This window comes from Pseudooceanicola sediminis (genome assembly GCF_003575965.1).
In the GTDB taxonomy this organism is placed as follows: Bacteria; Pseudomonadota; Alphaproteobacteria; order Rhodobacterales; family Rhodobacteraceae; genus Pseudooceanicola; species Pseudooceanicola sediminis.
Genome location: NZ_QWJJ01000008.1, coordinates 126781 through 149870 on the forward strand (window position 1 = coordinate 126781; position 23090 = coordinate 149870).

The 23090-nt window shown below is 64.0% G+C and carries 24 protein-coding genes and 1 tRNA gene; 15 read left to right on the forward strand and 10 right to left on the reverse strand.

Annotated features, from left to right (window positions below; all coding sequences use genetic code 11):
- Window positions 1–22 precede the first annotated feature (22 nt).
- The 3 genes from DL237_RS10730 to DL237_RS10740 all read left to right on the forward strand — a co-directional run bounded on the left by DL237_RS10730 (window position 23) and on the right by DL237_RS10740 (window position 4983).
- On the forward strand, window positions 23–1909 hold the full coding sequence (locus tag DL237_RS10730) for a TRAP transporter permease (RefSeq protein WP_119399066.1): 1887 nt from the start codon (window positions 23–25) through the stop codon (window positions 1907–1909).
- A gap of 2 nt (window positions 1910–1911) precedes the next feature.
- Complete coding sequence (locus tag DL237_RS10735; protein WP_119399067.1) at window positions 1912–2979, forward strand: amidohydrolase family protein; 1068 nt, start codon at window positions 1912–1914, stop codon at window positions 2977–2979.
- Between the two features lie 156 nt (window positions 2980–3135).
- On the forward strand, window positions 3136–4983 hold the full coding sequence (locus tag DL237_RS10740; RefSeq protein WP_119399068.1) for an ABC transporter ATP-binding protein: 1848 nt from the start codon (window positions 3136–3138) through the stop codon (window positions 4981–4983).
- A 61-nt stretch (window positions 4984–5044) separates the two neighbouring features.
- Here the strand turns inward: DL237_RS10740 and add are convergent, their stop codons facing one another.
- A complete protein-coding gene (gene add / locus DL237_RS10745; RefSeq protein WP_119399158.1) occupies window positions 5045–6055 on the reverse strand; it encodes an adenosine deaminase in 1011 nt (336 codons plus the stop codon).
- 296 nt (window positions 6056–6351) lie between these two features.
- Between add and DL237_RS10750 the strand changes: the two genes are divergently transcribed.
- The 5 genes from DL237_RS10750 (at window position 6352) to DL237_RS10770 (ending at window position 11228) form a co-directional block, all read left to right on the forward strand.
- The gene (locus DL237_RS10750; protein WP_119399069.1) at window positions 6352–7437 is read left to right on the forward strand and encodes an ABC transporter substrate-binding protein; all 1086 of its coding nucleotides are present in this window, start codon (window positions 6352–6354) and stop codon (window positions 7435–7437) included.
- Window positions 7434–8273, forward strand: coding sequence for an ABC transporter ATP-binding protein (locus DL237_RS10755; RefSeq protein ID WP_119399070.1), 840 nt, complete (start codon window positions 7434–7436; stop codon window positions 8271–8273). Before DL237_RS10750 ends, DL237_RS10755 begins: the two co-directional genes overlap by 4 nt.
- Entirely contained in the window at window positions 8273–9121 is an 849-nt protein-coding gene (locus DL237_RS10760; RefSeq protein ID WP_119399071.1) for an ABC transporter permease, read from the forward strand. The genes DL237_RS10755 and DL237_RS10760 overlap by 1 nt, the downstream gene beginning before the upstream one ends.
- 47 nt (window positions 9122–9168) lie before the next feature.
- Entirely contained in the window at window positions 9169–10155 is a 987-nt protein-coding gene (locus DL237_RS10765; RefSeq protein WP_119399072.1) for an isopenicillin N synthase family dioxygenase, read from the forward strand.
- A gap of 62 nt (window positions 10156–10217) precedes the next feature.
- Complete coding sequence (locus DL237_RS10770) at window positions 10218–11228, forward strand: substrate-binding domain-containing protein (RefSeq protein WP_147405337.1); 1011 nt, start codon at window positions 10218–10220, stop codon at window positions 11226–11228.
- A gap of 422 nt (window positions 11229–11650) precedes the next feature.
- Here the strand turns inward: DL237_RS10770 and ilvD are convergent, their stop codons facing one another.
- Both ilvD and DL237_RS10780 read right to left on the reverse strand, forming a co-directional pair.
- Complete coding sequence (gene ilvD, locus DL237_RS10775) at window positions 11651–13504, reverse strand: dihydroxy-acid dehydratase (RefSeq protein WP_119399074.1); 1854 nt, start codon at window positions 13502–13504, stop codon at window positions 11651–11653.
- A 256-nt stretch (window positions 13505–13760) separates the two neighbouring features.
- The gene (locus DL237_RS10780) at window positions 13761–14474 is read right to left on the reverse strand and encodes a GmrSD restriction endonuclease domain-containing protein (protein ID WP_158585620.1); all 714 of its coding nucleotides are present in this window, start codon (window positions 14472–14474) and stop codon (window positions 13761–13763) included.
- Between the two features lie 357 nt (window positions 14475–14831).
- On the opposite strand from DL237_RS10780, the gene DL237_RS10785 reads away from it, so the two are divergent.
- Genes DL237_RS10785 through DL237_RS10795 form a run of 3 tightly spaced genes read left to right on the forward strand, consistent with a single transcriptional unit; the run spans window position 14832 to window position 17381 of the window.
- Window positions 14832–15698 carry a phage major capsid protein gene (locus tag DL237_RS10785; protein ID WP_233544949.1) on the forward strand — a complete coding sequence of 289 codons (867 nt, stop codon included), beginning with the start codon at window positions 14832–14834 and terminating at the stop codon, window positions 15696–15698.
- Window positions 15699–15733: 35 nt separating this feature from the next.
- Window positions 15734–16312, forward strand: coding sequence for an HK97 family phage prohead protease (locus tag DL237_RS10790; protein WP_119399076.1), 579 nt, complete (start codon window positions 15734–15736; stop codon window positions 16310–16312).
- Between the two features lie 4 nt (window positions 16313–16316).
- Window positions 16317–17381: a phage portal family protein gene (locus DL237_RS10795; RefSeq protein WP_119399077.1), complete on the forward strand. Its 1065-nt coding sequence runs from the start codon at window positions 16317–16319 to the stop codon at window positions 17379–17381.
- Window positions 17382–17494: 113 nt separating this feature from the next.
- Here the strand turns inward: DL237_RS10795 and DL237_RS20475 are convergent, their stop codons facing one another.
- Together DL237_RS20475 and DL237_RS10800 are read right to left on the reverse strand one after the other, a co-directional pair.
- Window positions 17495–18010 (reverse strand): hypothetical protein, encoded by a 516-nt coding sequence (locus DL237_RS20475; protein WP_147405338.1) that lies wholly within the window; start codon window positions 18008–18010, stop codon window positions 17495–17497.
- Window positions 18007–18228 (reverse strand): helix-turn-helix transcriptional regulator, encoded by a 222-nt coding sequence (locus DL237_RS10800; protein ID WP_199672054.1) that lies wholly within the window; start codon window positions 18226–18228, stop codon window positions 18007–18009. The genes DL237_RS20475 and DL237_RS10800 overlap by 4 nt, the downstream gene beginning before the upstream one ends.
- Before the next feature lie 91 nt (window positions 18229–18319).
- Here DL237_RS10800 and DL237_RS10805 point away from each other — a divergent pair, with 91 nt between their 5' ends.
- From DL237_RS10805 to DL237_RS10820, 4 genes are all read left to right on the forward strand, one after another.
- Window positions 18320–18721: a hypothetical protein gene (locus tag DL237_RS10805; protein WP_147405339.1), complete on the forward strand. Its 402-nt coding sequence runs from the start codon at window positions 18320–18322 to the stop codon at window positions 18719–18721.
- A 109-nt stretch (window positions 18722–18830) separates the two neighbouring features.
- The gene (locus tag DL237_RS10810; RefSeq protein ID WP_119399080.1) at window positions 18831–19346 is read left to right on the forward strand and encodes a hypothetical protein; all 516 of its coding nucleotides are present in this window, start codon (window positions 18831–18833) and stop codon (window positions 19344–19346) included.
- Between the two features lie 12 nt (window positions 19347–19358).
- Window positions 19359–19595 carry a hypothetical protein gene (locus DL237_RS10815; RefSeq protein ID WP_119399081.1) on the forward strand — a complete coding sequence of 79 codons (237 nt, stop codon included), beginning with the start codon at window positions 19359–19361 and terminating at the stop codon, window positions 19593–19595.
- On the forward strand, window positions 19595–20686 hold the full coding sequence (locus tag DL237_RS10820) for a tyrosine-type recombinase/integrase (protein ID WP_119399082.1): 1092 nt from the start codon (window positions 19595–19597) through the stop codon (window positions 20684–20686). Before DL237_RS10815 ends, DL237_RS10820 begins: the two co-directional genes overlap by 1 nt.
- 51 nt (window positions 20687–20737) lie before the next feature.
- On the opposite strand, the gene DL237_RS10825 is transcribed toward DL237_RS10820, so the two are convergent.
- From DL237_RS10825 to infA, 5 genes are all read right to left on the reverse strand, one after another.
- Window positions 20738–20812, reverse strand: a tRNA-Phe gene (locus DL237_RS10825).
- A gap of 142 nt (window positions 20813–20954) precedes the next feature.
- Window positions 20955–21155 carry a DNA gyrase inhibitor YacG gene (locus tag DL237_RS10830; protein WP_119399083.1) on the reverse strand — a complete coding sequence of 67 codons (201 nt, stop codon included), beginning with the start codon at window positions 21153–21155 and terminating at the stop codon, window positions 20955–20957.
- Window positions 21152–22225: a ribonuclease E/G gene (locus DL237_RS10835; protein ID WP_119399084.1), complete on the reverse strand. Its 1074-nt coding sequence runs from the start codon at window positions 22223–22225 to the stop codon at window positions 21152–21154. The genes DL237_RS10830 and DL237_RS10835 overlap by 4 nt, the downstream gene beginning before the upstream one ends.
- Window positions 22222–22800, reverse strand: coding sequence for a Maf family protein (locus DL237_RS10840; RefSeq protein ID WP_119399085.1), 579 nt, complete (start codon window positions 22798–22800; stop codon window positions 22222–22224). Before DL237_RS10840 ends, DL237_RS10835 begins: the two co-directional genes overlap by 4 nt.
- Before the next feature lie 45 nt (window positions 22801–22845).
- Window positions 22846–23064, reverse strand: coding sequence for a translation initiation factor IF-1 (gene infA / locus DL237_RS10845; RefSeq protein ID WP_010137880.1), 219 nt, complete (start codon window positions 23062–23064; stop codon window positions 22846–22848).
- Window positions 23065–23090 lie beyond the last annotated feature (26 nt).

Sequence of the window (23090 nt, forward strand, 5' to 3'; positions counted from 1 at the left end):
CCCCATCGTCGGGAGAGATACCGTGAAATCCACTCATCTCGTCGCGGTCCTCCCGGCGCTCGGTATCCTGTGGATACTCGATGTGCCGGGGCGACTGGGGGCGGTCTACATCACCGAGCAATACCTGGCGGTCGTGCTGGGGCTTGCGGTGCTGGGGGGCGTGCTGATCAGCCCCCTGCCCCGGCTTTGGCGCAGTGCCGATCTGGCGTTCGGCGTGGTGACCATGCTGGCATGGTTCTGGCTGGCCTACAATTACCAGGACTGGCTGCTGAGTGCGGCCAGTCGCGGCCCCGAGAAATGGCTGCCCGCGCTGATCGCGCTGGTCGGGCTGGTCGAGGTCACGCGGCGGGCCTGCGGCGGGGTTCTGGCGCTGCTGGGCCTTGCCTTTGTCGCCTATGGCTTTCTGGGTTGGATGGCGCCGGGCACGCTTGAGGGAGCCTATCTCAAGCCCGCGCGCTATCTGCTGTATCTCTACAGCGATTCAAACAGCGTGCCCGGTCTGGTGCTGAATGTGGGCGCGACGCAGATCCTGGGTTTCATCATCTTCGGGGCGACGCTGAATGCGGTCGGCGGCAGCGATGCGATGACCCAGCTGGCGCTGGCCCTGATGGGGCATCGGCGCGGCGGCCCGGCCAAGGTGGCCATCCTGGCGTCATCGCTGTTCGGCACCCTGTCCGGATCGACTGTCGCGAACGTCATGTCTACGGGCGTTGTGACCATCCCGATGATGAAGAAATCGGGCTATCCGGCGCGCTACGCTGCCGCGATCGAGGCCGTTGCCTCAAACGGTGGGCAGATCGCGCCGCCGGTGATGGGGGCGACGGCCTTTGTCATCGCCGAGTTCCTGCAGGTCGGGTATGCCGACGTGGTCATCGCCGCCTTTCTGCCGGCGCTGTTCTATTACTACCTGCTGTATCGGCAGGTCGATTGCTATGCGGTTGCGCATGGGATCACCGGCGCGCCCCGCGACAGCCTGCCCCGGCTGAGGGCGGCGTTGAAAGGGTCGTGGCCGCTGCTGGCGCCGCTGGGCGTGCTGGTGTGGTTCCTGTTCGTGCTGGGGTATTCGCCGGGTAAATCGGCGCTGTATTCGTCGGGGGCGGCGCTGGCGCTGCACCTTGTGACGGCGCGCCACAAGGGCGAGGTGCTGGCGCTGCTGCCGCGTATCCTGATCGAGAGCGGCCGAACCCTGATCCCGATCCTGCTGGTATGCGGCGTCGCGGGCATCATCATCGGCACGATCAATATCACCGGCCTGGGGTTTTCCATCACCCTGGCGCTTGGCCGGATCGCCGAGGTCGGCGGGGTCTGGGCGCTGTTGCTGACGACCGCGCTGCTGGCCATCGTGCTGGGAGTCGGGATGCCGACCACCGGCGTCTATGTGGTGCTGTCGGTCCTGCTGGCCCCGGCGCTGGTGCGGTTCGGCATCACGCCGATGGCGGCAAACCTGTTCATCCTCTACTTCGGGCTGCTGTCGATGCTGACGCCGCCCGTGGCCATCGCCTCCTATGCGGCGGCCAGCATTGCCGGGTCCGACATGTGGGCGACGGGCCTGACGGGAATGAAGCTGGCCCTGACGGCCTATCTGCTGCCCTTCGTCTTTGCGATGAACCCTGCGTTGCTGATGGATGGCACATGGCCCGAGATCGCGGTCTCGGGCCTGACCATCCTCGTCTCGGGCTATCTGCTGGCCGAAGTCCTGGCCGCGCGCCACGCCTTTGGCGGCGGCCTGATGCGGATCGTCGCCGGGCTGGTTGCCGTCACCGTGGGGGGCAGCACGATCTTTCTGGCCCCCGCCTCGGGTCCCGGCATCGCGCTGGCGCTGCTCTCGCTGCCCATCGTCTACGGCCTGACCCGTCTGCGCGGCCCCGCCGCGCCCACCCCCCTTGCCCCATCCCAGAAAGGAAGCTGAGCATGACCAATCGCTACCCCGAGATGCCCCCGCGCAATCCGAACCCACCCTACAAACGCATCGCCGCGGAGGAGGCTTGGCTGCCGCCCGAAATCATGAACCTGTATATCAAGGGGCTGGAAGACGGATCGATCCAGGACCCGGGGTTTCGCAGCCTCTGGGGGTTCTTTGCCCAGTCGAAGACGGAAAAGGCGCAGGCCCACTTTCGCCGCATCCAGACCCTGGGAGAGGAGCGCCTGGCAGACATGGACGGCTCGGGCATCGACATGCAGGTGGTCGCCCTGTCCTCGCCCGGGGTGCAGGTTTTCGAGGCAAAGCAGGCCAGTGCGCTGGCCCGCAGCGCCAATGACCAGCTGGCCGAGGGCATCGCGGCCAATCCCGACCGCTATGTCGGGCTTGCCGCCTTCAGCCCGCTGGACATCGGCGGCGCCGAGCAGGAGCTGGAGCGCGGGGTCACCAAGCTGGGCCTGCGCGGTGGCATCCTGAATTCGCACACCCTTGGCACCTACCTGGACGACGAACGGTACTGGGGCCTGTTCGAGGCCGCCGAAGCGCTGGATGTTCCGATCTATCTGCATCCCAACACCCCGCCGCCGCAGATGATCGAACCCTTTCTGAACCGGGGTCTGGATGCCGCGATCTATGGTTTTGCATGTGAGACCGGCCTGCATGCGCTGCGCCTGATCGTGGCCGGGGTGTTCGACCGGTTTCCAAAATTGCAGATCATCCTGGGCCACTGCGGCGAGGCCCTGCCCTATTGGCTGTACCGGATCGACTACATGCACGGGCATATCTCAAAGACCGGGCGCTATCCGGATGTGAAACCCTTGCAGCGGCGGACCTGGGATTACCTGATCGACAACTTCTACTACACGTCCAGCGGCGTCGGCTGGGCCCCACCCATCGAATATGTGCGCAATGTCATCAGCCCGGAGCGGATGCTGTACGCGATGGATTACCCGTGGCAGTTCGTGCCCGAAGAGGTCGGCGCGCTGGATGCCATGGGAATAGGAGAAAACGGCCTGAAGCAGTTCTTTGAGGGCAATGCGCGGCGTCTGTTCAAGATCTGACATCGCACGGCAGGGGCCGCCGCGTGCCGGCCCCTGTTTCCCCGGACCGCGAGGCACGCAAACGAACCTGCCGCCATCGCCGTCGCAAGCTTGACTTCTGCGGGGCCTCGGGCCAGCACCGGGCAAGCAATTCTGTCCCGCGAAAAGGCTGCCCCCATGTTCGCCTGGTTCGAACGTCGCATAGACCCCTATCCTGACCAGCCCCCTGCGATGCCGCCCCGCTCGCTGGTGCGCTTCGTGCTGCACTACAGCCGCGGAGTGCTGCCGTGGCTGGTCTTTCTGGCCGTCGGGTCCGGGCTGATCGCGGTGATCGAGGTCATGCTGTTCGGCTGGCTGGGGCAGTTGATCGACCGGCTGTCCGACACCCCGAGAGAGGTTTTCTGGGCACAGGAGGGCGCGCGTATCGCCATGATGGCCGTGGTGCTGGTGATCGCGATGCCGCTGCTGAACACCGTCACTTCGCTGGTGCTGCACCAATCGCTGATGGGGAACTTTCCGCAGCGCATCCGCTGGCAGGCGCACCGCTATCTGCTGCGCCAGTCGGTTGGCTATTTTCAGGATGAATTCGCCGGGCGCATCGCGCAGCGGCTGATGCAGACCGCGCTGGCCGTGCGCGAGGTGGCGATGAAGGTGATGGATGTCGGCAGCTACGTCCTGATCTATTTCCTCGGCGCGATGGGGCTGGCGGCCAGCCAGGACTGGCGGCTGGCGGTGCCCTTTGTCCTGTGGGCCGTCGCCTACGGCGCGATGCTGTGGCAGATCGTGCCGCGCCTTGGCCGCGTGGCGCAACAACAGGCGGACGCGCGCAGCGGCATGACCGGGCGCATCGTCGACAGCTATACCAATATCGCGACAGTCAAGCTGTTCTCGCACTCCGACCGCGAGGAACGCTGGATGAGGGAGGGCATGGACCGGTTCCTGGGCACCGTGCACAGCCAGATGCGCCTTTCAAGCCTTCAGGATATCGTGCTGAACCTGATCAACGTCTGGCTGGTCGCCTCGGTCGCCGGTGTGGGTCTGTGGTTATGGTCGGTGGGCGAAGTGGCCGTGGGCGCCGTCGCGGTGGCCGTGCCGCTGGCGTTGCGGCTGAACAACATGGCACACTGGATCATGTGGGAATTCGCGGCCCTGTTCGAAAACATCGGCACGGTGCGCGACGGGATCACCAGCCTTGCCCTGCCACGCGACGTGCGCGACGCCCCGGATGCCACACCGCTGGTCAAAGGGCCGGGCGAGGTGCGTTTTGATCACGTCACCTTCCGCTACAGCGGGCTGGAGGGTGCACGCCCGATGGCCGTGCTGGAGGATCTGTCGCTGCATCTGCGTCCCGGTGAACGTGTCGGCCTGGTCGGGCGGTCCGGTGCGGGCAAATCGACGCTGATCAACCTGCTGCTGCGCTTTCACGATATCGAGGAGGGCAGCATCACCATCGACGGCCAGCGCATCGAAAGCGTGACACAGGACAGCCTGCGCGCGGCGATTGGTGTGGTGACGCAGGACAGCTCTCTCCTGCATCGCTCGGTACGCGAGAATATCGCCTATGGCCGACCCGATGCCAGCGAGGCGCAGATCCAGGAGGCGCTGCGCCTGGCCGAGGCGGATAGCTTTGTGCCCGATCTGTCCGACAGCATGGGCCGCCGTGGTCTGGATGCCCATGTGGGCGAACGTGGCGTGAAACTGTCGGGCGGGCAGCGCCAGCGCATCGCCATCGCGCGGGTCGCCTTGAAGGACGCGCCGATCCTGATCCTGGACGAGGCGACAAGCGCGCTGGACAGCGAGGTCGAAGCCGCGATCCAGTCGCGCCTTGAGGTGCTGATGCAGGGCAAGACGGTCATCGCCATCGCGCACCGTCTGTCGACAATCGCGGCGATGGACCGGCTGATCGTGATGGACAAGGGCCGTATCATCGAACAGGGCACCCATGGCGAGTTGCTGTCGCGGGGCGGGCTGTACGCCCGCCTTTGGCAGCGTCAGTCGGGCGGGTTCCTGGCCGCCGATGAATGACGGCTTTTGCCGGAAAAGGCCCCGCGCGCGATGATCCGCCCTCGGGGCCTTTCCCATGGCCTCAGGCGGCGGCGAGGGCGGCTTCCAGCGCGTCCAGATAGTGGGCGATCTGCTCTTGCGGCAGGAAAGCGCCGGTAAAGCTGTTGCGCGCCAGTTGGATGATTTCGGCGTCACTCAGGCCAAGACCTTGCTGCGCCGCGATGAAATTGGCCCCGATGTAGCCACCGAAATACGACGGGTCATCCGAGTTGACCGTGACCTTCAGACCGGCGCGCAGCATCTTTGCCAGCGGATGCGCCTCGATCGTCTCAAACACCTTCAGGCGCAGGTTCGACAGCGGACAGACGGTCAGGGTCATGCCGCTTTGCACCAGTTCGCGCGTCAGATCGGGATCTTCAAAGGCACGCACGCCATGATCAAGCCGGTCGGGGTTCAGGCCGATCAGGGCTTCGCGTACAGCGTCGGGGCCGCCTTCCTCGCCCGCGTGAACCGTCGTCTTCCAGCCAAGGGCGCGGGCCCGGTCATACAGGGGGCGGAACTTCGCGGTGGGAAAGCCGACCTCGGACCCGCCCATGCCGATGGCCGAGACAAGGGGCAACCAGCGCGGTTCGGCGGTGAAGGCGTCAAAGGCGGCCTCGGCCTCCTCCAGCGGGCGCTGACGTTGCAGGCCGAAGATCATGGTCGATGTGACACCAAGGTCGCGCGCCCCCTCTTCGAACGCCTGCGCGATACCCGTCATCATCTCGTCGACAGTTACGCCACGCCGCAAATGGCCCTGCACCGAGACGTAGAATTCGGCGTGGCGGACGCCGTCGGCGGCGGCCTTTTCAAGGTATTCGCGCGTCACCTCGTAGAAATCGCGCGCCGTGACCATGACCGTCAGACCGGCATAGAACAGATCCAGAAACGTTTGTAGATTGTCGAACTCATAGGCCTGTTTCAGCTCCTCGGCAGATGCGAAGGGAAGGGCGATGCCATTGCGCTGCGACAGGCGCATGATGGTTTCCGCCTCCAACGACCCCTCCAGATGCAGGTGAAGCTCTGCCTTGGGCAGTGCCGAAATTTCGATCATCTTGATCCACTCCTCTTTCATATCGATCCCGTTGCGCCGATTTTTCCGGCAGATCCCCACACCGAGCGCCCAAAGCTGCATCACCGGGAAATGTTATCGTACCGCCCCTTTCGCCCATGCCTCAGCCGCATGGCCACAACGCATTGAAACGAAAGGAAATCACCTGAATCCTATCCGTTTCGGCAAGTTTTGACAACGTTTTCAGAAAACGTTTTCAATGAGTCGTTCACCTGGTCCACCGCTCCTCCGCTGCGGAAGGTGACACCAAAAACAACAGGGATTTCAGGAGCTTTTCGATGAAACGAACCAGCAAGAGTTTACTTGGCCTTGTCGCGTTTGCCGGCCTTGCCTTGCCCGCTGACGCGCAGGACCTCAAGCCAGTGACAGTGACCGTCGGCACGTCGGTGCTGAACGTCGGCTATCCGATGCTGACCCTGCCCGTGACCCTCGGGTATTGGGCGGACGAGGGGTACGACGTGACGGTCGAACCTTCGGGTGCCTCGATGCAGGCGCTGCAACAGATGGTGACGCGCAACGCCGAATTCGCACAGGTCAATGCCTCGGTCGCGGTGCAGAGCAACGTCGAGAACGACCTGCCCGTGCGCATCGCCATGGCCAACGGCGTGATGGACTGGTCCATCGCCGTGCCGAAAGACAGCGACATCACCTCTGTCGCGGATCTGAAGGGCAAGACCTTCGGGATCTTCTCGCTGGCGACGGGCGGCCTTCCCCTGCTGAAAAGCTACCTCAGCGACAACGGCATCGACCCCGAAACGGACGTGACCTACATCCCCACCGGCTTTGGCGCCGGGCCAGTCGAGGCGCTGAAAAACGGCCAGGTCGACGCGTTGATGTACTGGGCCTCGGCCAACGCGGGCATGGAGAACGCCGGGCTGGACCTGCGCTATATCTTCGACGACAGCTGGCGCGAAATGCCTGACTATTCGCTGACGGTCACCGAAGCCACGGTCAAGGACGACCCTGACATGGTTGTCGCCATTTCGCGCGGCGTCGCCATGGCAACCGTCTTTGCGCTGGCGAACCCGGAATGCGCGGTCAAACTGCACTGGCAGGAATACCCCGAGACAAAGCCCGCCGGCACGGATGAGGCGGCAATCCTTCAGGCCGACCTGAACAACATCAACGCCCAGCTTAACACCCTGAAACTGGGATATGAGCTGAACGGCGAAACCTGGGGCCAGGTCGATACCGATGCGCTGGACAGGCTTCAGGATTTCCTGACCAACAGCGGCATCGTGTCGAAAAAGATCGATCCGGCGACCTATCTGGTCGACATCCCCGATTTCGCGGCGCGGGTCAGCGATTTCGACGCAGATGCGATCAAGGCATCGGCCGAAGCCTGCGAGATGCTGAAAGGATGAGCCATTCGCCCGACATCCAGACCGGCGCGCTTGCGCCGGCCTCCGTCGCGGCTGCAGTGTCGGGCGATCCGCTCGTCCGGATCGCCGCGCTGGAGAAGATCTATCCGACCCGCGACCGGGGCAACGTTCACGCGCTGAGCGACATTCATCTCGATGTGTCACAGGGAGAGTTCCTGACCATCGTCGGCCCGTCAGGCTGTGGCAAGTCGACCCTGCTCAAGATCCTTGCGGGGATTCTGGCCAAGACCTCCGGGCGGGTGCAGATTGCCGGGGCCGATCTGGACGGCCCGAACCGGGATCTGGGCGTCGTGTTTCAGGCGCCCGTGCTGCTGCCTTGGAAATCGGTGATCGAGAATGTGCTGGTCCCGGCACGGGTGCAAAAGCTGGACATGGCCCCTGCCCGCCGCCGCGCCCGCGACCTGCTGGACCTGGTCGGCCTGTCCGGGTTCGAAGACCGCTATCCGGGCGAGCTTTCGGGCGGAATGCAGCAACGTGTCGGCATTTGCAGAGCATTGATCCATCAGCCGAAATTCCTGCTGATGGATGAACCCTTCGGCGCCCTCGACGCCATGACCCGCGAACAGATGAACCTTGAGCTGCTGCGCATCTGGAAGGAACAGGATGCCACCATCCTGCTGGTCACCCACTCCATCCCCGAGGCGGTGTTCCTGGCGGACCGCGTCGTCGTCATGTCGCCCCGTCCGGGCCGGATTGCCGAGGTGATGCAGGTCGATCTGCCGCGCCCCCGGAATCTGGAGATGTTCAACACCGGCCGCTTCGGCCAGCATGTCGCCGCGATCCGGCGCCATTTCAACAGCACCGGAGGGATCGACTGATGACCCAGATCGATACAAGCGACGCCATCCCGGCCAGCCAGCCCGCCGGCACCGCCAAGGGCGTCGCCCGCCACTGGAGCGAAAGCCGCGCCCTGTCCCCGATCCTGCTGATCGCCCTGATCCTGCTGTGGGAAGGTCTGATCCGCTGGTTCGAGGTGCCAAAAATCGTGGTACCGGCCCCCTCTGCCGTCTTTGTGGCGCTGTGGGACGGGATCGTTTCGGGCCTCTTCTGGCCGCACTTCCTCGTCACCTTGTGGGAAATCGTCGCCGGGTTCGGCATCGGCAGCGTGATCGGTATCCTGCTGGGCATCCTGATCGGCCTGTCGCCGCTGATGGAGCGGCTGATTTACCCCTACGTCGTCGCCTTCCAGACCCTGCCAAAGGTCGCCATCGCGCCGATCATCGTGATCTGGTTCGGCTATGGCCTCAGCTCCAAGATCATCATCACCGCGACCATCGCGTTCTTTCCGCTGCTGGCCAATACCATCGTCGGCCTGCGCTCAGCCCCGCGGGAACAGATCGAGATGCTTGAAGCCTGCACCGCGAACCGCTGGCAGATCTTTCGCATGATCCGCCTGCCGCAGGCCCTGCCCTTCATCTTTGTCGGCCTGGACGTGGCGGTGGTTCTGTCGGTCATCGGCGCCATCGTGGGCGAGTTCGTCGGCGCACGGGCCGGGCTGGGCTACCTGATCCTGCAAAAGAACTTCAGCTTCGACATGGCCGGCGTCTTTGCCATCCTGATCATCCTGTCGATGATCGGGGTCGGGCTGCACATGCTGGTGGTCGCCGTCCAGCGCCGTGTCCTGTTCTGGAGCGAGGCCACCGCAAATTCCGTCACCGGCGCCTGATACCGGGTGCCGATACCACAACCATACGATACATAAGGATAATTGCCATGGAGCGTAACATCCGCGCCGCCAGCCGGGACGAAGTGCCCGTCCTCGATCTGACCCCGCTGACCACCGGCGGCGACATCACCGCACTGGCCGAGGCGCTGGACGCCGCCTGCCGCAACACCGGGTTTTTCTACGTCAAGAACCACGGCGTCCCCGAATTTACCCTGAACGCGGTCTTCGGGGCGACCCGCCGCTATTTCGCGCTGCCCCAGGAGGTCCGCGATGCACATGTGATGGATCCGGTGTTCCGCCGTGGGTTCATGCCACAGGGCGTCACCAAGCACCCGGGCTTCAAGGCCGATCTCAAGGAAAGCTACGAGGTGGGCGTCGACCTGCCGCTGGACGATCCCGATGTCGCCGCCGGGTTGCCCCTGCACGGGCCGAACCAGTGGCCAGAGGAGTTTCCCTGGCTGCGCGAGGCCGCCGAGACCTATTTCAACGAAATGCGCGCCCTGGGCGAGCGGATGTTGCGGCTGGTGGCCTTGGCCGTGGGTATGCCCGAGGATCACTTTCTGCAATTCAACACCAAGCCGATGGTGCAGATGCGCCTGTTCCACTATGCCCAACAGCCCGAAGCCGCCGAAGAGGATGGCCAGCACGGTGCCGCGCCGCATACGGACTACGGGTTGCTGACGCTGCTGGCGCAGGACCCGATCGGCGGGCTGGAATTGCAGACGCGGCAGGGCGAATGGGTCAAGGCCCCCTATATCGACGGCGCCTTCGTGGTGAACATCGGTGACCTGTTCCAGCGATGGACCAATGATCGTTACTTCTCCAACAAGCACAGGGTCGTCAACCTGACCGGACGCGAGCGCTATTCGATTCCATTGTTCTACAATCTGGATTATCACGCTCCGGTCGAATGCCTGCCAAGTTGCCTGGCCGAAGGTGAGACGCCAAAACATGCGCCCACCACCTGCGGAGAGTACCTGACAGGTCGATTCAAGGCCGTTCAGGGGTACAAGACCAAGGAAGAGCTGGCCTGATCACAGGCCGGGGTGGCCCTGAAACGGGGCCGCCCGATCAAACGGGGAGAGTGAGGGGGCGCGTGTCGACGGATGTGACGATCAAGGATATCGCGCGGCTGGCCGGGGTCTCGGTCTCGACCGTGTCGCGGGTGGTCAACCGCTCCGGGCTGGTGGCGCCGAACAAGCGCCTGGCGGTGGAGCATGTCCTGTCGCAGGTAAACTACATTCCCAACAACGCCGCCCGCGCCCTGGTCAAGCGGCGCAGCATGACCATCGGGCTGATCGTGCCCACCTTGTCCAATCCGATCTTTGCCCCCAGCATCGGCGCCGTTGAAACGGTTCTGGCCGAACATGGCTTTGGCCTTCTGATCTCGTGCAGCCATCGCGACCCCGAAGCCGAACTGGCGCAATCGCGCACGATGATTGAGCGTGGCGTAGAAGGTATAATCTTTACAGGCAGTTACCGGCACCCCGGCGTCATGCCTATGATCGCGGCGCGGGGCATCGCCGCGGTCAGCCAGGATGATCCGGAAGGCGCGCCGGGGCTGTTGTCCATCGGGATGCCGGATGCGGCGGCGATGGCCTGCGCGATCGACGAGCTGGTGGCGCGCGGGCATCGCCGGATCGGCATCGTCACCGGCCCGACCCGCAACACCCGCCCCATCGCGGACCGCCTGTCCGGCGGCCTGGCGCGGCTGGCTGAACATGGCATCGCCCTGGGCGACGCTGGCGTGACCGAAGCCAGCGATTATTCCGCCGAGGCCGCGCGCCTGGCGACCCGAAAGCTTATACAGCAAAGTCAGGACCTTACGGCCATTGCCTGTACCGGCGACATGCCCGCGATCGGTGTCGTGGCCGAGTGCATGGCCCAGGGAATTCGGGTGCCTGACGATATCTCGATCACGGGGTGCGGCGAAACGATCATGGCCCAATACGTGCATCCGTCGCTGGCCACCGTGCGCCTGCCCTTTGCCGAGCTGGGCCGACTGGCCGCGCAAGGGCTGCTGGACATGATCGAGGGGCGTCCGGCGGCCCCGGTGGCCCCTTTGGACTATGCGTTCGTTCCGGGCAATTCCATCCGCTCTGTCTAGGGCGGTATTCACGTCGGTATCTTGACGGTATCCAAGCGGTGCCGGGACCGCGCCGCCCTCTGTGCCGTCTGTCGCGATTACGCGCGCTTTGCCCCCCCATTCGCCCCGCCTGCCACTCTCGCCTCAGCGCCGCTCATCCGGCGGGCGCCTTCAGCCCGGAGTGCGGATCGGGCGAAACCTCCTTGGCTTTCGCACCGGCGCGGTCGGTCGCATGACCGCTCTTGTCCGGGGCCATGGCGGACGCCTGGGGACGCGCCGCAGCGGCCCTGTGACAACCGGGAATGCTGGTGACTGCCCCCCAAGGCAGGTATGGCGCGCCGCCTTGGGGGGTGTCAGGGCGCGGCGCCGCCGCAGGTCGGTCCGGGGTCCACCGTCGCCGCTGGTGACTGGCAGATCCCGGTTTCAGGCGGTCCGGGCCGCTGCTACTTGGCGGGCCGCGTCAGCTGGGTGACGTCACGCACCGCACCGCGCGACGCCGAGGTGGTCAGAGCCGCATAGGCCTTGAGCGCGCTCGACACCCGGCGCGTCCGCTTCTCCTCGGGGACCCAGCCCTTGTCGTCGCGCGCCTGGCGACGGGCGGCCAGTTCGGCGTCGTCCACGGCAAGCACGATCTTGCGCGCCGGTATGTCGATCTCGATCAGGTCGCCGTCCTGCACCAGGCCGATGGTGCCGCCTTCGGCCGCTTCGGGCGACACATGCCCGATCGACAGACCGGACGAGCCGCCGGAAAACCGCCCGTCCGTGACCAGCGCGCAGGCTTTCCCAAGACCCTTCGACTTGAGGTAGGACGTCGGATACAGCATTTCCTGCATCCCCGGCCCGCCGCGCGGCCCCTCATAGCGGATCAGAACGATGTCGCCCGCGGTGATCTTGCCGGTCAGGATCGCATTCACGGCGCTGTCCTGGCTTTCAAAAATGCGGGCCGGGCCGGAAAAGGTCAGGATCGACTCGTCGACGCCCGCCGTTTTCACGATACAGCCCTCTTCCGCGAGGTTGCCGTACAGCACCGCCAGGCCGCCATCCTGGGAAAAGGCGTGCTCGGCATCGCGGATCACGCCCGCCTTGCGATCAAGGTCCAGCGCGTCATAGCGGCGGCTTTGCGAAAACGCGGTCTGGGTCGGAATGCCCCCCGGCGCGGCGCGGAAAAAGTCGTGCGTGCTGGACAGGTTCGTGCGCGCCACGTCCCACCGGTCGAGCGCATGGGCCATACTTTCGGCGTGCACGCAGCCGACGGTCGTGTCCAGCAGGCCCGCGCGGTCGAGTTCGCCCAGGATCGCCATGATCCCGCCCGCACGGTGCACGTCTTCCATGTGCACATCGTTTTTCGCGGGCGCGACCTTGCACAGCACCGGCACGTTGCGCGACAGCTTGTCGATCTCGGCCATGTCGAAATCGACCTCGCCTTCGTTGGCGGCGGCCAGCAGGTGCAGGACGGTGTTCGTCGACCCGCCCATCGAGATGTCCAGCGTCATCGCGTTCTTGAACGCCGGCAGCGTCGCGATCGACCGCGGCAGGACCGAGGCATCGTCCTGTTCGTAATAGCGTTTGGCAAGATCGACGATCAGGTGACCGGCCTCGACGAACAGCCGCTGGCGATCGGCATGGGTGGCCAGGGTCGACCCGTTGCCCGGCAGCGACAGGCCAAGCGCCTCGGTCAGGCAGTTCATCGAGTTTGCGGTGAACATCCCCGAGCACGACCCGCAGGTCGGACAGGCCGCCCGTTCGATGGCATCCACCTGCGCGTCGGAATAGCGCGAGTCGGCGGCGGCGACCATCGCATCGACCAGGTCCAGCGCCTGTTCCTTGCCCTCCCAGACGATCTTGCCCGCTTCCATCGGCCCGCCGGACACGAAGACGACGGGGATGTTCAGCCGCATGGCGGCCATCAGCATCCCCGGCGTGATCTTGTCACAGTTCGAAATGCAGACCATCGCGTCGGCGCAATGGGCGTTTACCATGTATTCGATGCTGTCCGCGATGATTTCCCGCGAGGGCAGCGAATACAGCATCCCGTCATGCCCCATGGCGATACCGTCATCGACCGCGATGGTGTTGAATTCCTTTGCAACGCCGCCCGCCTTCTCGACCTCGCGCGCGACCATCTGGCCAAGGTCCTTGAGGTGGACATGGCCGGGCACGAACTGGGTAAAGCTGTTGGCAATCGCGATGATCGGCTTGCCGAAATCATCGTCCTTCATGCCGGTGGCGCGCCAGAGGCCGCGGGCGCCAGCCATGTTTCGGCCATGCGTGGTCGTTCTTGAGCGGTAGCGGGGCATTGGGTTTTCCTTGGATTTGGACGTCTAGCCGACCTTAGAATTGAAACCGTCTTGCTGTATCCGACTATGGGAATGGAGTAAATTTTATTTTCCGCGCATCGCGGTGCGGGCGTGTCGCCCCCTCGCCTGCGTCGCACGCCGATCCCGGCATGCACGGCCCCGGCACCGCTCCAACGCGCGGCAAGGCGCCCGTCTTGAGGGCGTCTTGGGGGGCAGGCGCCATCCGCAGGGGAGCATTCCTCGGCCCGTCCTGTCCTCAGCCCGTCCCGTCCGCGCAATGGCGCTGGCGCAGACGCGCGATGCGCGCTGCCTCGAACTCTCCGTAGTGCAGGCCGTAAAGCACCATGATCCGATCAAAGCGAAGCAGGTACTGGCATTGAAAGCCCCTGTCGGGGGGCAGCCATTCCGCCGCCCCCTGCGCCCCCTTTGATCGGTTGGCCGAGGCATCGACGGCGAACAGGTTGCGCGTGTCGTTGGCAAAGGCGATGCGTTTGTCCCGAGACCAGTGGGCAGCGCCGCGCACATGCGCATAGGCCAAAGGCACCAGGTGATCGATGTCGAGGTCTGCGGCGTCCAGAAAGATACGGCCCGTATAGGGATCCAGCCAGCGCCCCCGCACCACCGTGCACCCTGCGCCGTTCCAGGTGACCGCGACGGTGGAAAGCGCGGCCAGAATCTCCTGCCGGGTGTTCTGACAATCGCCATCCGTATCGAGCCAATCCCCGTAAAGGTCACGATCATAGGCGTCCGAAGGGGCCTCGGCCGCCCCCGGTTCGTAGCCGGAATAGGCCCGGCCCGTCGTCAGGCAGGTGGCCATGTCGGGCATGGCCGTGAAACGCGCCGTCCGCCCGTACCAGGGCGACGCCGCATCATGGCAGATGCCCGACGCGCTCAGCTTGACCGGCTCGGCGCTGGCCAGCGGCGCCAAAAGGACGACCGCAAAGGCAAATGTCACGAGAAATCTGAACAAGCCCCAACCCCCAAATATTCGGCCCGACCAGCGCGCCGGTCGGACGTCGCTGGTGTCACCCAAGTGCCCCACTTGGAATGCCCCACCTGACATTGCGCCAAACTGTGACCAGAATGCGACGGCCGCCCCTTTATCGCTGACCCCATATCGCCGCCCTGCGCCGCCGCCCCCGTACCGCAAGCCCGTACCGCAAGGCCGTGACCGCCGCCCCGCCTTCGATCAACGCGCCTGGGCCAGCGCGCCCCGTCTGAACGCATCCGGCGACAGGCGACACCTCAATCAATCCCAGGGGCGCATTGCCCCCTGCTGCCCCTGCTCAACCCGTGCCCCATCCCCGTGCCGTGGCAGGCGCTGGAAGTGCGTGAGGGCGAGACCATCTCGGGCGGCACCGTCGCCCCCGTCCAGACCCGGCCCATCATCGAACGGCTGTTCCCCGACAGTGTGGCCACCCGCATGGGGACGCAAATGATCAGCATCGACCGGGGCGCGGTCGAATGGCCGGTGACCACCTCGGCCGTGACGGCAGGCTGGGCAAACGGGGAAGGCGGCAACGTGGCCGGGCCGTCTGCCTACAAAACGGCAAACAAGGCCCTGAAGCCCGATCACAACCTGGGCATTCAGATGCGGATCACGCGCAAGACGCTCCAGCAATCGGGCGGCGCACTGGAACAGGCTGTACGCCGCGACATGAATGGCGCGATGGCGATGGAGCTGGACCGGGCGATCTTCCAGGGCACCGGGGAAGACGGCCAGCCCCTCGGCGTGATCTCGGGCGCTGAGGACTATGGCATCCCCATCACCGCGGTTGATGCGCCTGGTCTGTGGGGGCCGTTCCGCTCCGGTGTGGTGCGGTTCATGAACGAGAACACCGCCTCCAGCCCGTCCGACGTGAAGGCGCTGATCCGTCCCGAGTTGTGGGACTTCATGGACAGCGTTTTGGCGGCCAGCACCGGACCGATCTGGGAGTGGGATCGGATGATCAAGGCCTTGGGCGCAAGCAACGTGGTCATGTCCGGCACGGCTCTGAGCGCGCCGACGGGTGATCCCTTGGCGGTGTCGTCGCTGTTGACGACCCGCGTTGGGGGCGTTGCGCCGATCTTCATCGGCTCCTGGGGGGCCATGGACCTGATCCGCGATCCCTATTCCGACGCCCAGTCTGGCGGCCTGCGGATCACTGCGCTGGCGACCATGGACGTGACGGTCGCCCGCCCCAAGCAGCTCTAGGTGCTGAGCGGCCTGGAACTGGCGTTGCGCTCCTGATGCTTTGGGGTGCACACAGCGACGGCCTTGAGCTGCGCACCGTTGGCGGGGAAACCCGCCTTCGGGCCACCTTCCCCTATGGCCAGGCAACCGTGCTGGCCGAAGCCATGGGGCGGGGACGTGCCCGTCATGAAGTGATCGCGACCCGCGCCTTTGCGGATCGGATCGGCAGCGGCGAGGATATCCATTTCCTCGCCGGCCACGACTTCAACAAGCCGCTGGCCTCACGATCCGCCGGCACGTTGAGCCTGACCGAAAGCGACAGCGCGCTGACCATGGAAGCGACAATCAGCGCCGATATGGCAGGCGTGTCCTATGTGCGGGACTTCCTGTCTGCCCATGCTGCCGGGCTGGTGCGGGGCCTGTCACCGGGTTTCCGCGTGCGCCCAGGTGGTGAGACGGTCGAGGAACGCGGCAACGCGATCCTGCGCACCATCCGTTCCGCTGATCTGATCGAGATCTCGGCGGTCACGCGCCCCGCCTATCCCGACGCCCAGATCGAGGCGCGGAACTGGCAACCCATTGGCGAGATCGTCGGGCGCATGGCCCACCGACCCGCCGCCCTGCGATGGAGGTAACGGAATGTTCGGATGGCTGAAAAGCAAGGCCCGCCCGATCGAGCAACGATCGAGCGGCGCGGGCTACACCGCCCAGATCATGCAGGCGCGGGAAAGTTATATCTCCGGGCGACGTGGCGTGGCCGAACTGACCGCCACCGTGCAAAGCTGCGTCAGCCTCTGGGAAGGCGGCTTTGCCATGGCCGATGTCAGCGGCACCGACCTGCTGACCCGCCAAAACATGCCCATGATCGCCCGCGCCGTCGCCCTGAATGGCGAAGCCGTGTTTCTGATCACCGACTTGGGCCTTGTGCCTGTGACGGATTGGGACCTGACCACCCGCAATGGCCAGCCGCGCGCCTATCGCCTGTCGATCCCCGAGGCAGGCGGGCCGCGCAGCCTGACCGCGCTTGCCGCAGAGGTGCTGCACCTGCGGATCGGTTCGGACCACCTGACGCCATGGATCGGCACCGCGCCCTTGCGCCGCTCAAGCCTAACCGGGGCCATGCTGCATGCGGTCGAAACCGCGCTGACAACGGTGTTTGAAGATGCACCGCTTGGCAGCCTGATCGTGCCCCTGCCGGATAGCGGCGCGGGCGACATGGAGGGGATGCGCCACGCCTTCCGGGGGCGGCGCGGCTCAACCCTGATCATCGAGGGCGTTGCCCAGGCAACGGCGGCAGGCATGAACCCGACCATAGGGCAAAAGCCGGATCAGCTTTCCCCGGATCTGTCCAAATCGATGACCGACGAAACGCTGGCCGCTGCCCGAGAAGGGATCTTGATGGCCTACGGCGTCCTGCCTGCGCTGGCCAACCGGGCCACCACCGGCCCCGTGGTGCGCGAGGCACAGCGCCAGCTCGCAATCTGGACGCTACAGCCCATTGCCGCCCTGCTGGCGGACGAGGCCAGCGCCAAGCTGGGGGCCGTGGTCGAGATCGACACCATCCGCCCCCTGCAAGCCTTCGACGCTGGCGGGCGCGCCAGAGCGCTGTCGGCAATCGTCAAAACCATGGCCGAAGCGAAAGAGGCGGGCATTGCCGCCGCTGACGTCTCCGGCGCGATGCGCATGGTGGATTGGAAGGAATAGGCCGGATGCGCCTGGGGTTGTTCATGCCCCAAGCATCCCGGATCAGTCGGTGAGTGCCGTAACAACCCCGACAGCGCGCGGCCTGTGCTCCTTCGGGCGCGGCGCGCTCATTGTCATTTGCGTGGATATTTTACATCAACTTGGCGCCAGAGTTCATCGATTAGAGACGTTGCTTCGGAGTATTGCGCTTTACTGTTCTTCATGCAGCTCCACAAAGTTCTCTCTTCTTTTTCAAAAACATTTTCCCAACCGAACTTCTCGCTATGCATCGGGAGAAAACAATGGGCCGCTGCATGCATAGTTTCGCATATCGGCTTCGCATCCAAGCCATAGGATGCTGCCAAGCTCGTGAATTTCATTTGAGCTGCATTGAACCTATCTTGGTTCGATGCGGGGATCTCCTCTTTTGATTGCCTTTTGCTAGCTAACTCGAAGTATCCTTCCAGATCGCTAGTCGCGTCGATCAGACCATCTATCGCACTTCTGAGCTCATCTCTCACACCTCTAGCTTCATCGTTTCGCCTGTCCAAATAATGCTGACGAGCTGGCCAGAGAAGCCCTCCGATAATACCCAGAACGGAACCTGTAGCTGTGATAATCAGGGTGTAATCTTGAGCTGCCCAAGTCATTTTTTTAACCTCACGCCGACACCGCCGCCATTTTCGGGTATAAACTCGACCCCCGCACCTTCGAGCGCGATCTTGATCACTGCGACGGTTGAGGGCTTCAATGGCTCTCCGCGCTCCAGGCGTGAAATTGTAGCCTGTGCCACCCCTGCCAACTCTGCAAGGTCGCGAACGCCCAGCCCAACCGCGACCCGAGCCATCTTGCATTGAACTGCGTTCATTTTAATAACCACGTTATATTTTTGTTGACTGCGCTTGCGATAAATGAAAAGTATAACTCTGTTATCATAATCTAATCAGGAGTCCCTGACAATGAGCAATGAACGCGCCTGCGCGAACGGCCGATCTATGTCCCGTCGCACCTTGTTGACCGCTTTGCCGGTTGCGGGGGTTTCCTTGGTTCTGCCTGCGATCTCTATCGCTCAAGCAACTGACCCACATCCGGCCTGGCTAGATCAGTGGCGGGCCGCTTACGCAGACTGGTGCGCTGGTTTGGCGATAAGCGAGGATGACACCCCGGCCACAGACGCGCTGTACGAGCGGGTGAGCAAGATCGAAACGAGGCTGGAAACCACTCCGGCGAAAACCGTCTCAGGCGCCCTCGCGATTGTGGAATACGTGATCGAGGACGCAGGAGGCGAATTTTCCTACCCGGGCCACGCTCAGGCGCTGGAACTGGCGCGCGATGCTCTGCGGATCGCATCTTTCACCTGAGCCGAAAATCACCCCGCCAGCCTCAAGCCTTCCTCACCCGGGTTATTGACTAACGCCATATATAGGTCATATAAGAACTTATTGCCTAACCCAGCAAGGAACGAAAGCCATGGTTGAAAAGCTGCCCACCAAAGAAATCTGCGACATACTCGGCATTGATCGCCAACGCTTGAATGAGGACATCGCCAGCGGGGCCTACTACTTCGCCCCCGAAGCCGAAGCCCAGCACATCGGGCGTCTCTGGGACGAAGCCGACGTCTTTGGGCTGTTCGTCTATTCGTTCCTTTCGCGCGTCTACTCCTCCCTCGATGATCAGTCCAAGCGGTCTGACCACCGCAAACCGGCGATCAGCAAGCGCGTTGCGGCCATGTACGCGGAACAAATCGTTGCCGCCGCCCGCTCGCCCGAAACGAATGGGGCATCGCGCATCGACTTCCCGCTGACCGGCTTCAACAACGACTGGACCGCCAACAAAGTCGGTTCCGCCCCCTGTTTCATCGCGAACGGAGCCATTTCCAATGTCGCGACCATCTGTTTCAGCCTCGACGGCATCCGCGACGAGATTGAGGGCCGCAAGAAATTCATGGCTGAGCGCGCTGCCAACAACACCAACGCCATCGACTAAGGAAGATCGCCAATGGCAAATGCGAACCTCAATATTAGCGTTATCCAAGTGCGGATGATGAAGCAGGCTGAGGCTGCCAACTACACCGGCCTGCCGGTGAAGTATTTCAAATCCGCCTGCCCGGTTCAGCCGGTTGAGGTGCGTCCGGGGACTATCCTCTGGGACAAGCGCGACCTCGACAAATGGATTGACGACATGAAGGAAGGCGAAGACCTGACCACCCAAGCGTCGATCCTGGGCAAATTGTAATGAAGCAGATCAGGGTCAAAGGCTTCAAGATCTTCAATGACCGGCACGGGAAACCGCGCTGCTACCATCGTGCTACCGGCCACAAGATCGACTTGGAAAGGGCCCCGCTCGGCTCTGCCGAATTCTTCGCGGAATGCACCCGGATCTCTGCCATTGCCGAAGCCAAGAAAGCATTGGGTCCTAAGCCCGGAACGCTCGGCGGCTTGATCTTGGTCTATTTCGAGACAGAGCACTTTCAGAACCGCGCACCCGCCACACAGCGCGACTACCGCAAGTGCGCCGATTTTCTTTACCCGATACGCGACACGCCGGTTTCCGTCATCAATACCCCGCTGATCGCGGGCATCCACGACAAGGCGGCAGCCAAGATTGGCTGGCGGCGCGCTAACATGGTTCGCACCTTTCTGGGCCAGGTCTTCCGCTTTGCCGTCCCGAAGGGTCTGATTGATCAAGACTACTCGGCAGCCGTCATCCCGAAGCCCCGCCCCAAGGACCGCCCCTATGCCAACCGCCCGTGGAAGCAGGACGAACGCACGATAGTGCTTGAGCGCACTGCCCCGCATGTTCGCGTTGTCATCGCATTGATTATGAATACCGGCCTCGACCCCTCCGACGCCCTCAAGCTGACACGTCGCCAGATCGACGGCAGCACCATCTGGGGTTTCCGAGGCAAAACTAACGAAGAGATTGCGATTCCTATCGGCCCGACGCTGCAAGCCGCGCTAGATGCCGCGCCCGAACATGACGCGGTGACAATCCTCGCCAACTCCAGGGGCAAGCCATGGACGTATGACGGTTTCTCGACCGTCTGGCACCGCTTCAAGATGAAGCTGGAAGAGGAAGGTTTGGTGCAACCCGGCCTGACCCTCAAGGGGCTGCGCCACACTGTGGCAACGACGCTGAGAGAGACGGGAATGGGAGAACGACAGATTGCCGATCTGCTGGGGCAGAAAACCCCGGCGATGGCCCGCCACTACTCGCGTTCAGCCAACCTTGCGGAACGCAATCGCCTGACACTGGACGTGCTGGAAAAAGAGAACGAGCGGCGCTCTGAAATTGTCAAACCGTTCTCTAAAACTGTCAAACCTTAGGAGGTCTTCCGGAATGGAAACGGAAAAAAACTTTACCACCAAGGATTTAAGTGGTGCCCGGGGGCGGAATCGAACCACCGACACGAGGATTTTCAATCCACTGCTCTACCCCTGAGCTACCCGGGCACGGGTGAAGGCGCTGCCTTCTGGGTGTGGGCGTTCTAGGCGACGGTTCGGGCGGTGTCCAGAGGGTTTTTCGCAAAAACACCGCCGCATGTGCAAACTTCTCGGCGGGCCCCCGCGGGACCGGCGCAGCACACTGAAATCCCTAGGAAAGTCGCGGTTTCGGCTGGGGGTTGGCCAGCTCTTCCTCCATCGCCTCGACCAGCTCGTCCAGATCGTCGGGGTCGGTCGAGGGCACGGCATAGCTGCCGTTGAACCACCGCGCCAGATCCAGGTCGGCGCAGCGTTTGCTACAGAACGGGCGGTACTTCGGGTCGACGTCGGCGTCGCAGATCGGGCAGCTCATCCCAGCAATGTGCCAAGAATCGGGCCCAATGGCAAACGGGCGCGCTTGCGCTGCAGTTCGTAGTTGCCCAAGGGCGTCCAGCCGGCCAGCACCGTCTCGGTCGCATCGGCCCGGAAGGCCGCGCGCAGCGAGGTTTCGAACTGCCGCCGGTCCTTCTTGCCCATCGGGGCCAGGTCGAGGAAGATCTGCCCGCCCAGACCGCGCAGGCGCAACTGGCGCGGCAGATCCTTGGCAGCGGCAATATTGGCCCGCAGGCCCGACGCCGGGCCATTGTCGGCGCCCGTGTTCACGTCAACGGCGACACAGGCGCGCGTCACCTCGACGAACATCGACGCATCGCCCCCCAGACCCACGTCCGGCCGCGCCAGACGTTCCAGCAGGTCATCGACGCCCAGGTCCGCAAAGGCCCCCTTGCGCTGCACCACATCGGCCTCGGCGGGCCAGTCGCGCCAGGCCAGCTCATGCGGGCCGGGGCCCTCAAGCAGCACTTCGGCGTCCTTGCCGGGATCGCCCAGCACCTGACTGGCCAGGGCGACCATGGCGGCGATATCCTCGGCCACGTCATCGGGGTCGGCGGTGGCGCAGGCAGACCGCAGGATCAGGCCCGCAGGGTCATCGCCCTGTGCCAGCGGATCGCCCGCGAAAATCTCATGCGCGATTTCAAGGATCTGCACGCGCAGCTCCTCGTCGCGAATCGACCGGGACACGTTGATGCCCGGCGCGCCGGGGGTGATGATGGCATAGCGGCTCTTGAACAGGATGCGCTGCGTCAACGGCAGGGCCTTGCCCGGCTCGGCATAGCCGGTGACCTGCACCAGCAGCGGCTCTCCGGGCTTCATCCCCTTGATCTGGCGCAGGAAACCATTGCCCTCGGGGGTGCGCAGAAAGATCCCGCCCTGCCCCTTTACGGGCCGGTCGCAGATACCGCGATAGATCGTGCCGGGGCGCGGCTGGTTGGTGTCGTCGATCAGCAGATCCGACAGACGGCCGTCTTCCAGCAATGCCGCGACCTCGACCTCGCCACCCTGCCCGTCGGGCAGATGATCCAGTACAATCTGCAAGCCCTTCATGACTTTTCCTTCCACAGCGGCCATCCCGCCGCCATCAGCAATTGCGCCGTTTCGGTCACCGGCAGGCCCATGACGGCGGAAAACGACCCCGAGATCCACGGGATGAACGCCCCCGCAGGCCCCTGGATGCCATAGCCGCCGGCCTTGCCCTGCCAGTCCATGCTGGCAAGATAGCCGTTCACCTCGGCGTCCGACAGCTGCTTCATGCGCACTGTCGTCACCACGTCGCGTTCCCAGATCCGCGTGCCCTGCTTCAGCGCAATGGCCGTGATCACCCGGTGACGCCGCCCCGACAGCGCCCAGAGGAACTCTGCCGCCTGCCCGGCCCCGTCGGGTTTGCCCAGGATTCGGCGCCCCAGGGCGACCGTCGTATCCGCGCACAGGACGATCTCGTCCTCCTGTGCGATCACGGCGGCAACCTTCTCACGCGCCATGCGCGCGCAATAGGGGCGCGGCAGTTCGGCCTTGTGGGGCGTTTCATCAATGTCGGGGGGGCGGATATCGTCGGGCGTCACCCCCAGCTGAGCCAGAAGCTCAAGCCGCCGGGGGCTTCCCGATCCGAGGACAAGTTTCAAATCCGGTCCTCACTTAGTTCCGCAATACCGCGCAACAGCGCGATATCACTTGAAGCGATAGTTGATCCGACCCTTGGTCAGATCGTAGGGGGTCATCTCGACCTGCACCTTGTCGCCTGCCAGAACACGGATGCGGTTCTTGCGCATCTTGCCTGCCGTGTGTGCGATGATCTCATGGCCATTCTCAAGCTCGACCCGAAACGTCGCATTGGGCAGGAGTTCCTTCACGACGCCGGGGAATTCGAGAATATCTTCCTTGGCCATGTGGTCTCCTGTAAACGTGGAACCGC